Source organism: Caballeronia sp. SEWSISQ10-4 2 (assembly GCF_030464885.1).
Lineage (GTDB): Bacteria > Pseudomonadota > Gammaproteobacteria > Burkholderiales > Burkholderiaceae > Caballeronia.
This window is the reverse complement of the sequence record NZ_JALPRJ010000005.1, coordinates 72,503-85,246: the sequence shown is the minus strand read 5'-3', so window position 1 is coordinate 85,246 and position 12,744 is coordinate 72,503. Positions and strand designations below refer to the sequence as shown.

Genomic DNA, 12,744 nt, shown 5'->3' with positions numbered 1-12,744 from the left:
ACATGACTTCCGCCGCCGCAACTCGCCAAAATATCTCGTCGGGAGGTCCTTACGAAAACGTGTTCGGATACTCCCGTGCGGTGCGAGTGGGAGCGCATCTGCACATCTCCGGCACTTGCGCGCCGGCGAGTCACGAAAAGAGTGATGCCTATACGCAGACACGCGCCATCATCGCCGTCATCGAAAAAGTTATCGGCGAAGCACAGATGAGCGTCTCGGACGTCGTCCGCACGGTTGTCTATGTTCGCGATATCAACGACGCGGAAGCGGTAGCCAAGGCCCATCTGGAAACGTTTGACACAGTACGTCCTGCGAGCACGCTCGTGCAGGTCGACTCCATGTTGCGTCCCTGGCAGAGAGTCGAGATCGAAACGTTCGCGATTGCGAGCGAATGATGTGAGACTTCGGGGTTTGCCCTGGAGTCTTACGTAAGCAGGGTAGGCAGGACGTGATTTGATAGGCGATACCAACGTAATCACTTCGTAGAGCGAAGTTACCGCGAACGAATCAAGTGAAAAATAGACGCTTTTCGACAAGTTTGGAGAATACTGTGAACTACAAGAGAAAACTGATCGTTGTTGCGACGGCAGCTGTTGCCTCCGGCTCCGCCCATGCACAGTCGTCGTCCGTCACACTGTACGGCGTGATCGACGTTGGTATCGATTTCACGAACAACAGTGGCGGTAAGCAACTCTTTAAAATGCAGGACGGAACGTATGACGGCATGTATGGGAGCCGCTGGGGTCTTAAAGGTGAAGAGGACCTTGGCGGCGGTTTGAAAGCAATCTTCAAACTGGAAAATGGTTTTAACCTCAATAACGGAACGCTGGGGCAAGGCGGCCGGGAGTTCGGGCGGCAGGCGTGGGTCGGTTTGTCAGACGCGCGTTTTGGCACAGTGACGCTTGGTCGCCAGTACGATTCAGTCGTCGACTATCTTCAGCCCGTGACGATGGCCGGCAGTTGGGGTGGCCTGGCGTGGCATGCGAGCGACGTCGACAACACGGCCAACTCGTTCCGGGTCAACAACGCCATCAAGTATGCGAGCCCTGATTTGAACGGGTTGACCTTTGGGGGCATGCTGGGATTGAGCAACTCGAACGCGGAGGGAACCAGTAAGATAGGGACGTGGAGCGCAGGCGCCGCTTACTCAATCGGTGGCCTGAGTCTTGGTGCATCGTACTTGTTCGCAAAACAACCGGCAACGCTGTTCCCCGATGGGGATTATGTTGCGAACACGACCGGTGCCGCCGTGGGTGCAGCGGGTCCGTGGAGCTATGTGGGCAATCCGGGCAACGAGCAGATTGTTGGTGCAGGCGCGACCTATACGCTTGGCAGTGCACACCTCGGGGTGGACTACTCGAACGTAAAGTTCGATCGTGCGAATGGCACAACTTCAGCGGTCAAGTTCAACAACTACGAAGCGTGGGGATCGTACGAGTTCACCCCGGCTGCGACCCTGGTTGGTGGTTACACCTTCACTGATGGCAACATCGGTTACTCGTCTGCGAAGCCGAAATACCATCAGTTCAACCTGTTGGCGGACTACAAAGTGAGCAAGCGTACCGAGGCATATCTCTCGGCGGCATACGAGATCGCCGCCGGCGGACAACCTGCATCCATCTTCGATGGAGTCATCGGTAACGCGTCGTCGACCAATCACCAGTTCGCCATGCGTGTCGGTATTGTTCACAAGTTTTGATCATGTTCAGGCCGGAGAAAGACGGCCCGAGCGCAGCAGATCAGACCATTTTCTTATGCACGTCAAATTTTTCTGGAGCAGTCATGAAAGTCTTGTCAATCATCAGCCGCCACGCGGTTACGTCCTCGGCAGCCGTCACCGCGCTTGCCCTCAGTGCGTTTTTCATCCAGAGCACCGCACACGCGGAGGTTGACCCTGGCAACACATGGCAAAAAGTCCGCCAGGCAGGCGTGCTGCGATGCGGCGCAGGAATCACGCCGCCATACGTCATTCGTGACGCGAAGACCCAGCAATACAGCGGCGTCTTTACCGAGCTTTGCAGAGGCTTCGCTGAGAACGTGTTGAAAGTGAAGGCGGAGTTCATCGACACGAGCTGGCCCAACATGATCGCCGGCGTGCAGTCCAGCAAGTGGGAGATGGCTATGTCGCTGAGTTACTCGGAGGAACGTGCGAAGGCGATCAGGTTCTCCGCGCCGGTGGCCTATTCCAGCGTCACCTTCGTATTCAACAAGAACAATCCAAAGCTGAAAGTCGCGCCGAAATCGGTTGCCGATCTGGACAATCCCGATCTCACGCTTGCGGTGATGTCCGGATCGATCGCGGACAAGGCGGCTACTGGCGCGCTGAAGAAAGCAAACATCATGCGTCTTCCGGGAACTGACGAAACCCGCCTCGCGTTGCTCTCGAAGCGGGCTGACCTCATGGCCGATGATAGCGCCACCAACATGATCGTGACGGCAGCGCACCCGGAGTCGTTGATCGGATTCCTGCCCAACCCAGCCCTGGTACCCCAACCGGCGTGCTTCGGCTTGAACAAGGAGACCCCCGATGCCGACATCGAGGTTCTGAATAAATATATCGAAGAGCAGAAGAAATCCGGTGCGCTCGACAGGCTGACGAAACAGGCTGTCGATGCGACGGTGGCGTCCGAGAAGTAACGAGTTCGGCGACGGCGACCTGCGCTCGACGCGTTCTTCGGTATGGGAACGCGTCTCGCCGCAGGTATTTGGAGCTTGGCCGAGCCTCCTGACGGTCAATGAAATTTTGGATGCCGCAGCGCTGACGCTGCTTGCGCAACCCCGCTGAACGTAATGTTGGAGATGTCATTCATGAATGCCGAAACATCGCTCGAAATTCAATCGGCGAACGCGGCGCACGATCGCACAGTGTCGCCCGCGTTTGTCGAGTTTCAAAACGTCTACAAGTCGTACGGCGAGAATCTGGTGGTCATGAATGGCATGAGCTTGAACATGCGCGCTGACGACCGGCTTGTCATCATTGGACCGAGCGGCAGCGGAAAAAGCTCGCTTCTGCGCTGCATGATGGGGCTGGAAGGCATCCAGGGCGGCGAGATCCGGTTTCAGGAGCAACGCTATGTATATAGCCCTGAACGGGGGCAACCGAGCAGGATAGACCGAAAGCTGCAACGGCAAATCGGGATGGTCTTTCAACATTACACGCTCTTTCCCCACCTGTCGGTGTTGGCCAACCTGATCCTGGCGCCGGTCAAGGTCGGTGGTCTCCCAAAGGAAGCGGCAACGGAACGGGCGAAAATGTACCTTGCTCGTCTAGGACTCGAGAGCAAGCTGCACGCCTATCCTAGCCAACTCTCCGGCGGTCAGAAGCAGCGCGTTGCCATAGCGCGCGCGCTCATGCTTGAGCCCAAGTTGATGCTTTTCGACGAGGTCACATCGGCGCTTGATCCAGAGATGGTGGTCGAGGTGCAGAGCGTGATGTTGCAACTGGCAGAACAGAAGATGTCCATGATCATCGTCACGCATGACATGCACTTCGCACGCGACATTGCGACTCGGGTCGTGTTTTGCGCCAACGGTGCAATTGTTGAGGAAGGTGCTCCGAATCAACTGTTCAGACAGCCGAAGGAAGCACGCACGCGCGAGTTTCTGGAAAAGGTTCTGCACCTCGACTGAGGTAAATACCATGAGCTATCACTTCGACTTCGGTTTTCTCAATGGAAACCTGGATACGCTTTTGAGCGGACTCAAGATCACGCTTGAGCTTACGATCGCATCAAACTTGTTGGGCCTGATACTCGGCTTTCTCCTTTGCCTGACGACAATGAGCCGCAGGGCTTTTCTCCGATGGCCGGCACAGATGTTCATCGAGTTCTTCCGGTGTACACCTGCGTTGCTGCAGATCGTGTGGTTCTTCTACTGCATTCCGATGATGTTCGACTTCTTCATCGCACCGGTTCCGCTGGGAATACTCGCGCTGGGCCTGAATCTCACGGCGTTCAATGCAGAGGCATATCGCGCGGGCGTTCAGGCTGTGCCGAAGGAGCATCTGGACGCATGCGTTGCACTCGGTCTTCGCCCGTGGCAACGCACGCTCTACGTTGTGCTCCCCCAGGCGCTGCGCACAGCCACTCCTATCCTGATGACCAATGGCATAGGTGCGCTTCAACAAAGCGCGCTGGTTGCGATCGTCGCGGTGGGCGACCTGATGTACGTGGGCACACGGCTCGCGACAGAAACATACAGGCCGCTTGAAACCTACACTTTGGTTGCACTCATCTACTTCGCGTTGTCCATTCCTGTCTCGCAACTGGTGCGACTGGTCGAGCGTCGACATGATCTGGCTATGCAGCGCTGAGGAGAGAAACATGTCTTATATATCTGTGGTGGCCCCTTATTTGAGCGCCTTGCTTCGAGGGCTTGGAGTAACCATTGTCTTCACTTTGGGATGCGCTGTCGCAGGAAGCATCGGTGGCTTTGTGATGAGCTTGCTGAGGATGTCCCCCAACAGATGGATCGCAGCCGCGACCAGCCTGTATGTTGAATTCTTCCGGGGAACCCCGTTGATTATCCAGCTGTTCTGGATGTACTTCTGTCTGCCGGTGCTATTCAGCGTTTCGATACCGCCGGCTGTATCCGTGCTGCTATCTCTCACGCTCTACATGATTGCCATCACAAGTGAGACGTTTCGCGGAGCCTTGAGATCGATCGCCGGTGAGCAGCATGATGCGTCCATCGCACTGGGTCTCACTCCTCGGGTCAAGATCCTTTACGTGATATTTCCGCAAGCATTGTTGCGTGCAACGCCACCGCTGCTTTCGAACGTGGTAAGCCTGTTCAAGGAAAGCGCGTTGATTTCCAGTGTCGGTATTACGGACTTGATGTTTGTCGGGCAGAACATCTCGAACAACACCGCGCGCCCTTTCGAGTTTTTGACTGCAGTTGGGGTGATCTATTTTCTCGTTGCGTTTCCCCTGACACGCCTCGTTGGCGTTGTGGAAACGCGGATGCTCAGGCGCTACGCGTATTGATGATCCTCGCGAGTGCTTGAGTCTTCGGTGCCGGGCTGTTTGGCGGCAAGTAGCAAGAGTGGCCTCCCGACAAGTCCGTGGTAACGCGGACGCCCGGCTTGCGGGTGACGCGTGGCATCGCGGGCAACGCGAGGTCAATCGAAGGCGGGTCATTCAAAGGTTCTGTTGCGGATAAAAGAGGGTTGAAATTAAGTGGCTAACGTTGCAAGTCAGGCCGAGAAAATGCGTGAACGTCTTCAGGATAGCGTCTGGTACAAGACAGCACCGGCTGCTCCAGAGACCGAATCACTGGAGTCCGACATTGACACGGAAGTTTGCGTCATCGGTGCTGGGTACACCGGGCTCTCTGCCGGCATACACATTGCCGAACTGGGTGGAGATGTCGTGGTCGTGGAGGCGGAAGAGGCGGGCTTTGGCGGATCGGGCCGGAATTCAGGTCACTGTACGCCGACATTTCACTCGTTCGAGCTGGAGCAGTTCCGTCGAATGATCGGCGAGCCTTTTGGTTCGCGAATGGTTCAAATGCAGTGTGATTCTGCAAATTTCCTCTTCGAGTTGGTCCGAAAATACAGGATTGAGTGTGATGCGATACAAAGCGGCTATGTTGAACCTGCCCATTCAAAGAAGGCATTTCTAGCTCAAGAGAAGAAGGTGGCCGAATACAACGCGCTAGGCAAGAACACGCGTCTCTTGAATATCAGTGAGACCGAGGAGCTGACAGGCTCACCTAGATATTTCGGCGGCTGGTTTCATCCAGAAGGAGGAAACCTCAATCCGTTGGCCTACTGCCGAGGGTTGGTGCGAACGTTGATGGGATTGGGGGGCAGGATTTACACGGCGACGCCGGCGGTGGAGATCACGCGGGTGGGATCGAGATGGCGTGTGAAGACCCCGAAAGGGCAGGTTATGGCGGACAAGGTCATCTGCGCCAGTGGTGCATATTCGGCTCCATCATATTGGCCGGGAATGGAAAAAACCTACGTAATGCTAAATATTGTGGGTATGGCAACCCAGCCGCTGCCCCGTGAGATGTTAGAACGAATACTACCCCACAAAAACACGGTACTTGAGACACGCCATGACCCAGCGAGCTTTCGATTGGATCGTGACGGGCGCCTGGTTACATCGATGATGCTGGAAGGTCGGAGAGGCGGGGACGAAGGATATACGAAAGAACTGCTGACGGCACGCTTCCGCTGGCTGCTACCTCAACTGACAGAGTTGAGATGGGAGCACTACTGGCATGGGCGTCTGGATATGCAGCCGCGGCTGTTTCCGAGATTGTTCGGGCTGGCACCTGGCGTTGCTGCCGTGAATGGATACTCAGGTCGCGGTGTTGCCACTGGCACCATGATGGGCAAAGTGCTTGCCAATTGGGCGACAGGTATCCCGCGCGATGAGCTTGCGGTCCCGCTGGAACCGCTTCGCAATGCGCCCCGGTTGATGAAAGCGGCCATGCGAATCATGTTGCCGTATCTAAGATTCGTGGACCAGCGGGCAGCGAAGAGAGATGGCTTAAACCCGCCGCTGTATTAATCGCGACTAGCTATTGCGCATTCAGGGCTAGGGGGCTATCAAAAGCTCTATGTACCGGTTGAGTAAAGGGGTGAACGTTGGAGGAAACGCTTTGCTGGCACCCGGACTGGACAGCCGGATACGCAAACGAGACCCGATGAACAGTTTGGAGCATCAATCGTCCGCACTCGATCCAAGGCGAACACCATGAACAAGCATCCGTGCAGCATTGCGCTCGTTACCGGCGCGGCCAGCGGGATTGGCCGTGCCATCGCACAACGGCTCGTAAGCGAGGGATTGAAAGTCTACGCACTCGACCGGGACGCATCAAAGCTTAACACGCTCGCTAAAGAATGCGGCGTGCTTCCCATCACGCTTGATCTGCGGGACACGTCGCCCTTGCTCGAGCTGTTCGACCAGACTGCAATCGACGTGGTTGTGAACAATGCCGGGCTCCTACCCGCAATTGCCAAATTTACCGACCGGCCTTCCGCGGATATCGACAGCATGATCGATATCAATCTTCGGGCGCCGCTGCGGATCACGCATATGGCGCTGGATGGCATGGTGAAGAGAAAGCGCGGACATCTGTTTTTCGTCGGCTCCAGCGCTGGACGGCTTCCGCATCCGAATACCGCCGTGTACGGGGCGACGAAAGCCGCGATCAGCCTGTTCTGTGACTCGCTGCGCTGCGATCTGCTCGGCAGCAAAATCCGGGTGACTGAGATTGCACCAGGGCGGGTGCAGACGAGCCTGTATCGAACGGCGCTTGGCGAGGCTACTGCAGACGACAAGCTCTACACGGGCTATCGGTCGATTCAACCGGAACATATCGCAGAGTTGATCGTGAACGCCATGACATTGCCAGATTACGTCGATGTATCGCGCATCGAAGTCTTCCCGACCGATCAGGCGGCAGGCGGCTCGCAAATAGTGTCTGTCAGTTGAGCAACGCCTTCATGGCGGAATGCGTCATGACCTCGCGCTGGCGAGGGATGAGCGTGCCGATCTTTCGCTTGCGATCTCGTCCACGACTTCGCGATCTTGATGGCATGGGCCACCGCCGAACTCTGACATCAGTTGCTTATGATCGGCCGGTATAAAGAGTCGAAGGCTGCTACGCGAGTCGCACCTACAAGCGTGTACGCCTAATCCGCGCTGCTGCCGGATACGCCTTTCCTTCAATACGATCTCCCTGCCTCGATAATCCAGCAAATAATGAAACCCGCGCCGCAGGCATTAAAATAGCGATGGATGGGATTGTGTCCGTTCATCCAGCACGCCGCCGCAGAATGTGAACCGAGTAACCAATGAAGTATCGGACGGTGCGGCAAGTGGTTCCCGGTAGTTTATTAAACAGACAAATAAAAGCGATGCGACGTTGGCCTCGTACTGACGGCGTATCGACGCCGAGCGACAGCAATATCGAGGCACCGTACCTGACGAATTCGCTAAAGATGCCAAACCATTGGCTTTTTCGGGGAAGCACTGCAACGACGCTCGAGGCATCGACGGCAGGCTCAGTCAAGTTCATTAAAGGGTCCACTTTCACGAGAGCGCAATGACGTTACAGCAGCTCCATTATTTTCTCGCAGCGATCGAGCATGGCACGCTTTCCAAGGCAGCCGAACAACTCAACGTAGCGCAGCCGACGCTCTCGGACCAGATAATCCGGCTTGAAGAGTCGGTCGGTACAACGCTTTTCATCCGTACAAATCGTAAATTGATTCTGACAGAGGCAGGGCGGGGGCTGCAACCTTTCGCGCAGGCTGCGACGACTGCGTCAAGGCAGGGATACGAAGCTGTGCAGTCGGTTCGCGAGTTGAAGGGCGGTGTGGCGCGTTTCGGCACTTTCGGCACCGCGCATCACTACTTCCTGGCGGATCTGATCGAGGAGTTTCGTTCGCGCCATCCCGAGATGAAGTTGAAAATAATAGGCAACAACTCGTCAGAAGTTGCGGAGGCGGTGAGTCACGGTGAGCTCGAAGCGGGGCTTGTCATGATTCCATTGAGCGAGCGCAATCTCGCGGTCAGTGAGCCGGTCTGGTCAGCACGGGTGGGTTACATCAGTGCGGATCCAAGCCGCCTGCAGACGCCGAAGACCATCGAAGATCTGGCGGCGGCTCCGCTTATACTTACTGAGGCGCGATGGAGCGCATCCGACTCGATCCGAGCCACGCTTCATGCACGCGCGCAGAAGGCCGGCGTAATTCTGAATCCGATCATTGAGGTCGACCATCAGTCGACGGGATTCGAGCTGGCAGCTCGGGGACTGGGTGACGTGATTGCCTCGCGGCCGATTCTTCATCGCCTCGGCTACGAGAATAAATTGGGTTGGACACCTATCGATCCTCCGCTTTTTGAAGTATTCGCTTTCATCCATCGTTACGATGCACCGCTTTCGGCAGCGACAAGGGTGCTTATGCAGTTGATGCGGGAGCATCTCGCGCGCGTGCAGCGTGCATATGCGCACCTCGATTCGGACTATCCGCCGGATGTAGCCGCTAGCGAGGCGAATGGACCGCATAGGCCCTCGACCGGGTAATCACCTGAGGCCTGCGGCTTGGTGCCCGCGGACACCGAGGTCAGATCTCGTTACTCAAGGCGAGTTCGCGGCCATCTCCCCCGGCGGTTCGACGCTCCGGACCGGCGCCAAGCCCAACGTCCGGGCGAGCCGGCCCGCTCGAGCTCTAACTAGCCCCCAGTTCGTGTTCACCGTGTGGAAAGTCCACGCCGAAGAGACATTTTGGTTACTCCAGTATGACTTGAAACGCTCCGAACCCACCCCAAAATCCAGATCGAAGCGCTGTTCGAACGCCCATTTCACGCAGTGTTCGACCGCTATCGAGCCAGGACCGAACTTGCCATACTTCTCGTCGAAACCGCCAATGATCGCGTTGGCGCAAGGGTTCCCAATAGTCGTGATCAAAGCAGCGATAGGCTCGTTATCCAGAGAGACGATGATGAGGCGCGCCATCGCGCGACCGTCGGCTGCGCTGAGCAGCGCGACGAGAAAGCTCTGGAAGTAAGATGAACTCAGCCAGTCACCATGTTTGTGGACTCGATCGCTCCAGCCACGCTTCCATTTCAGCATCCGGTCGACCATTGTTGCAATCTCTTCCGTGTCAGCCGGATCTGCCATGCGTATGACTAACTCTCCTTCCTTGGACAGGCGGCGTTGAAGCGCGCCGGGTTTTTTGCGGTACAAGGTTCCCAGTTTGCCGCAAAGCACGTCCCAGTCGTTTTCGTCTCTCAGTTTCGCAATCCAGGAATCATCCCGCTTGGCGCTCACGACACGGCGGTGCCGCCGTGCAAGATCGTACAGTTCGGATCCTTCGTGCGTGTACGGCAAGTGCATGAAATCGGCGCCACAGCGACGACATGCCAAACGCCACGCACCTTCGATCAGCGCTGCAGCGAATTGATCACTCGCTACAAGAACGCTTGTGTAGTCGCCGGCGTCCGGGCTCAAAGGAAGCATGTAGGTCCATAAAGCCCGCCTGTAGGTAACGAGGGGCCATACCATCACCAGGCGCCCATTTTCGCGACACACGAGGCACCGTAGGCGTCTGCCTTGTGGCTTGGCTACGTGAAGCCACGCGAGCAGGCAAACACTGAAGGCCTGATAGTAGCGGCCATTTGCTCTAGACCAAAGCGCGTCCCAATCATCCTTCAGCGCACGGAACTGGTTTTCGTCGCTGATGATTTCATATTGCAGGTCTGTGTCGCGCATGGCATCTCGAAGAATGATCGTGGTTGGGCGCGGTCGTGTCTCTTCTCGTCGGATACATCGCCCGAAACGGCCGGCAAACGCGTTCGGCTTCAATGTTCCTAAGTGCTGGCGGGGAAACCCCTGTTTGCATGTTTTTCACCAGCATTCTCCTCGCTGCATATCGCCACAACCGTTAGCTTGCGAACACAGTCATCATCATTCACTGGCGGGCTCGACGGGGCCTGAATTCGGGGGAGCGCGCCGGGGTGGTTACGGGCACATGTGGTGGACCCGCAATCCGGCTAGCGGCACTCGTGGTCCGGGCGCCACGATCATGCTCTACGGCTACTGGGCTGACGGCCATCTTGGGCAGTACGCGATCGTGGTGCCTTCGCTGGATCTGGTCGTAGTCAATCGTGTCGATCCGAGGCTTACTTCGAAGCGTGTAGGGGAGTAAAGAAAAGCGAAGCTGCTGTGGTTGATCGAATCAGCTGCCGGTACAGCTGCAACGGACGTTGGACCTGAACTGAAGATCGTAGGGCTAAATAAGGCTCATCAAGTTTGGGCCTGAATGTGGCGTTGGCGTAAAGCCAAATGCAACATCTAAAGCGAAAGCGCCCGGATCGCTCGTCGCTGCCATGTACGGAAACTGGACTATTAGAAACCGCTGCCTGGCCGTCGCCATTCAGCGCTTGCCAGCGCGTGCACAGACCGTCATATGCGCGGGCAGACGAAATTGCCTATCTGGCTCAGGTAATCCTGTTTGCCGATGACAACCCCGCTGTGCCGTAGGATGTCGTAGGCGGTTACGACGTGGAAGTAGAAGTGCGGTAAGGCCCAGGCGCGGAGAAACTGAAGACCATCCATCGCGATCATCATCTTGCCCGGAAGCGGAATGTTGCAATCGCGATCCTCTGCCCCTTCGAAAGCAGCCGCGCCGATTCCCTTTAGATTTTCCAGCGTCGTTGCTATGAGGCGTTGCAGTCCGTCGATAGTCGTCTCATCGTCTGAAACCGGCTGCACGACTCGTCCCGTTAGCCGCGAAGTACCTTCCTCGGCATGAAGACAGGCCAACCGTACCTGTTGCGCAAGGGTGCACATGTCCGGAGCAAGCCTGGCATTCACAAGATCGATCTTGCTCTGACGCGCATGCGCTACGCCTTTGTCCAGGATCGCGGACAGGCTCTCCAGCATCGGCACAAAGCTGTCGACTGCCATGGTGTGCATGGAGATTTTCATACACGTTTCCACCCTTCAAAGGTTTCGAGGTAGTCGGCGAGGCGATCACTACTAGTTTCGATCGGCCTACTAAAGCCTATGGCGATTGCGGCGTCGCGATCCTCAAGCGACTGAAATCGGGCAACCATTGCCCACGCGGTTCTCGCGCCCAGGTCATGGAGCGTGACCGTGATGACGGCGGAGGGCGGTCCATCATTCCGTTTGCCGTTCTCGGCATTTCGCCATGCCAGTGTGTTCGGCTTCTCGACGTCGATAAAGACGAAATTCATGTGAAGCTCACGTCCGTCAGGAAAGCGCATCACGTGGTGCCAAAGGCCGCCACGGCGCACGTCCATCTCACACACCGGGTTGGTGACGCCAGGACCGCCCCACCATTGTGCGACGTGCTTTGCCTCCGTCATCGCTTCCCAGACGATTTCGCGTGGGGCGTCGTAGATTCGGCTCATTACGATTACCGCCTCGGCGGCGGGGATCTCCGTCTTCGTCTTCATGGAGCCTTCCTTTTCGAGTTTCGGGGCTTGGATTTTTTGCGGGCGCTAGCGTGTTGCATCGTCGTCAGATAGTCCGCCAGGCTGTCTGCGTTGCGCTCCCAAAAGCAGCGGTAATCCTCGACCCAGGTGAGCACTGCCGAGAGCGGGCTGGCCTCAAGGTGACAAGGGCGCCATTGCGCATCTTTTCCCCGGGAGACAAGGCCGGCGCCTTCCAGAACCTTCAGATGCTTGGAGATCGCCGCAAGACTCATCTCATGAGGTTCGGCCAGCTCAGTCACCGATACGTCGCCAGTGGCGAGGCGGGCAAGAATTTCTCGCCGTGTAGGGTGGGCGAGTGCGGAAAGCGTCGCGCTAAGCGGGTCGGGTGGCACGTTATATTTAACCTATTGGTTGATAACCAATAGGTTAAATATAACTGGTATGCGTGTCAAGGCCATCTTGCGGGGACCGAGTTCGGCCAATGAAGCGGAAATCCAGTACTGCTAGCTGCATGGCAAAATCGCATTCAAGGTCCGAATCACGAGGTTGCCGCATGTTAACTGAGCGTGAATACTGGTTTCCGGCGAAACGCTATGGCTGGGGTTGGGGCCTTCCGTCGCGCTGGCAGGGATGGGCCGTGTTGGTCACGTACTTTGCGCTGATTGGCTTAGATGTACGACTTTTTCCTCCGGCCCGAGGGCCTTTCACTTTTGCCTTGTTTGTCGCGCTATCGAGCGTCGCCCTTGTGGCTGTGTGCTGGCTCAAGGGCGAGCCGCCTCGTTGGCGGTGGGGAAAAGACTGAGCATGCCTGCAGCGGCACGCT

General features: G+C 56.8%; 15 protein-coding genes. 11 read left to right on the top strand and 4 right to left on the bottom strand.

Features of this window, described 5'->3' with window-relative positions:
* The first annotated feature begins 2 nt into the window (after positions 1-2).
* The 9 genes from M0D69_RS04865 to M0D69_RS04825 all read left to right on the top strand — a co-directional run bounded on the left by M0D69_RS04865 (position 3) and on the right by M0D69_RS04825 (position 9,045).
* Entirely contained in the window at positions 3-395 is a 393-nt protein-coding gene (locus M0D69_RS04865; protein ID WP_301780941.1) for a Rid family hydrolase, read from the top strand.
* 173 nt (positions 396-568) lie between these two features.
* A complete protein-coding gene (locus tag M0D69_RS04860) occupies positions 569-1,699 on the top strand; it encodes a porin (RefSeq protein WP_301781032.1) in 1,131 nt (376 codons plus the stop codon).
* A gap of 83 nt (positions 1,700-1,782) precedes the next feature.
* Positions 1,783-2,637, top strand: coding sequence for an ABC transporter substrate-binding protein (locus M0D69_RS04855; RefSeq protein WP_301780940.1), 855 nt, complete (start codon positions 1,783-1,785; stop codon positions 2,635-2,637).
* Between the two features lie 291 nt (positions 2,638-2,928).
* Positions 2,929-3,630: an amino acid ABC transporter ATP-binding protein gene (locus M0D69_RS04850; protein WP_301781031.1), complete on the top strand. Its 702-nt coding sequence runs from the start codon at positions 2,929-2,931 to the stop codon at positions 3,628-3,630.
* Between the two features lie 10 nt (positions 3,631-3,640).
* On the top strand, positions 3,641-4,312 hold the full coding sequence (locus M0D69_RS04845) for an amino acid ABC transporter permease (protein ID WP_301780939.1): 672 nt from the start codon (positions 3,641-3,643) through the stop codon (positions 4,310-4,312).
* Positions 4,313-4,322: 10 nt separating this feature from the next.
* Positions 4,323-4,985, top strand: coding sequence for an amino acid ABC transporter permease (locus M0D69_RS04840; RefSeq protein WP_301780938.1), 663 nt, complete (start codon positions 4,323-4,325; stop codon positions 4,983-4,985).
* A gap of 192 nt (positions 4,986-5,177) precedes the next feature.
* Positions 5,178-6,521, top strand: a complete 1,344-nt coding sequence (locus M0D69_RS04835) for an FAD-binding oxidoreductase (protein ID WP_301780937.1) — start codon at positions 5,178-5,180, stop codon at positions 6,519-6,521.
* A 186-nt stretch (positions 6,522-6,707) separates the two neighbouring features.
* A complete protein-coding gene (locus M0D69_RS04830) occupies positions 6,708-7,448 on the top strand; it encodes an SDR family oxidoreductase (RefSeq protein ID WP_301780936.1) in 741 nt (246 codons plus the stop codon).
* A 613-nt stretch (positions 7,449-8,061) separates the two neighbouring features.
* Positions 8,062-9,045 (top strand): LysR family transcriptional regulator, encoded by a 984-nt coding sequence (locus M0D69_RS04825; RefSeq protein WP_301780935.1) that lies wholly within the window; start codon positions 8,062-8,064, stop codon positions 9,043-9,045.
* A 54-nt stretch (positions 9,046-9,099) separates the two neighbouring features.
* Here the strand turns inward: M0D69_RS04825 and M0D69_RS04820 are convergent, their stop codons facing one another.
* On the bottom strand, positions 9,100-10,326 hold the full coding sequence (locus M0D69_RS04820) for a GNAT family N-acetyltransferase (RefSeq protein ID WP_301780934.1): 1,227 nt from the start codon (positions 10,324-10,326) through the stop codon (positions 9,100-9,102).
* Between the two features lie 166 nt (positions 10,327-10,492).
* Here M0D69_RS04820 and M0D69_RS04815 point away from each other — a divergent pair, with 166 nt between their 5' ends.
* On the top strand, positions 10,493-10,669 hold the full coding sequence (locus M0D69_RS04815) for a hypothetical protein (RefSeq protein ID WP_301780933.1): 177 nt from the start codon (positions 10,493-10,495) through the stop codon (positions 10,667-10,669).
* A 257-nt stretch (positions 10,670-10,926) separates the two neighbouring features.
* On the opposite strand, the gene M0D69_RS04810 is transcribed toward M0D69_RS04815, so the two are convergent.
* The 3 genes from M0D69_RS04810 to M0D69_RS04800 are packed head-to-tail and all read right to left on the bottom strand — an operon-like array spanning position 10,927 to position 12,313.
* Entirely contained in the window at positions 10,927-11,451 is a 525-nt protein-coding gene (locus tag M0D69_RS04810) for a DUF1993 family protein (RefSeq protein ID WP_301780932.1), read from the bottom strand.
* A complete protein-coding gene (locus M0D69_RS04805; RefSeq protein WP_301780931.1) occupies positions 11,448-11,942 on the bottom strand; it encodes an SRPBCC domain-containing protein in 495 nt (164 codons plus the stop codon). The genes M0D69_RS04810 and M0D69_RS04805 overlap by 4 nt, the downstream gene beginning before the upstream one ends.
* Positions 11,939-12,313 carry a helix-turn-helix transcriptional regulator gene (locus tag M0D69_RS04800; RefSeq protein ID WP_301780930.1) on the bottom strand — a complete coding sequence of 125 codons (375 nt, stop codon included), beginning with the start codon at positions 12,311-12,313 and terminating at the stop codon, positions 11,939-11,941. Before M0D69_RS04800 ends, M0D69_RS04805 begins: the two co-directional genes overlap by 4 nt.
* A 161-nt stretch (positions 12,314-12,474) precedes the next feature.
* On the opposite strand from M0D69_RS04800, the gene M0D69_RS04795 reads away from it, so the two are divergent.
* The gene (locus tag M0D69_RS04795) at positions 12,475-12,723 is read left to right on the top strand and encodes a hypothetical protein (RefSeq protein WP_301780929.1); all 249 of its coding nucleotides are present in this window, start codon (positions 12,475-12,477) and stop codon (positions 12,721-12,723) included.
* The last annotated feature ends 21 nt before the right edge of the window (positions 12,724-12,744 follow it).

What these genes read in the sequence shown, in the direction of transcription:
- M0D69_RS04805 (WP_301780931.1), bottom strand. Translation starts at nt 11,942, where the DNA reads ATGAAGACGAAGACGGAGATCCCCGCCGCCGAGGCGGTAATCGTAATG.
- M0D69_RS04845 (WP_301780939.1), top strand. Translation starts at nt 3,641, where the DNA reads ATGAGCTATCACTTCGACTTCGGTTTTCTCAATGGAAACCTGGATACG.
- M0D69_RS04830 (WP_301780936.1), top strand. Translation starts at nt 6,708, where the DNA reads ATGAACAAGCATCCGTGCAGCATTGCGCTCGTTACCGGCGCGGCCAGC.
- M0D69_RS04850 (WP_301781031.1), top strand. Translation starts at nt 2,929, where the DNA reads ATGAATGGCATGAGCTTGAACATGCGCGCTGACGACCGGCTTGTCATC.
- M0D69_RS04825 (WP_301780935.1), top strand. Translation starts at nt 8,062, where the DNA reads ATGACGTTACAGCAGCTCCATTATTTTCTCGCAGCGATCGAGCATGGC.
- M0D69_RS04865 (WP_301780941.1), top strand. Translation starts at nt 3, where the DNA reads ATGACTTCCGCCGCCGCAACTCGCCAAAATATCTCGTCGGGAGGTCCT.
- M0D69_RS04810 (WP_301780932.1), bottom strand. Translation starts at nt 11,451, where the DNA reads ATGAAAATCTCCATGCACACCATGGCAGTCGACAGCTTTGTGCCGATG.
- M0D69_RS04795 (WP_301780929.1), top strand. Translation starts at nt 12,475, where the DNA reads ATGTTAACTGAGCGTGAATACTGGTTTCCGGCGAAACGCTATGGCTGG.
- M0D69_RS04855 (WP_301780940.1), top strand. Translation starts at nt 1,783, where the DNA reads ATGAAAGTCTTGTCAATCATCAGCCGCCACGCGGTTACGTCCTCGGCA.
- M0D69_RS04815 (WP_301780933.1), top strand. Translation starts at nt 10,493, where the DNA reads ATGTGGTGGACCCGCAATCCGGCTAGCGGCACTCGTGGTCCGGGCGCC.
- M0D69_RS04840 (WP_301780938.1), top strand. Translation starts at nt 4,323, where the DNA reads ATGTCTTATATATCTGTGGTGGCCCCTTATTTGAGCGCCTTGCTTCGA.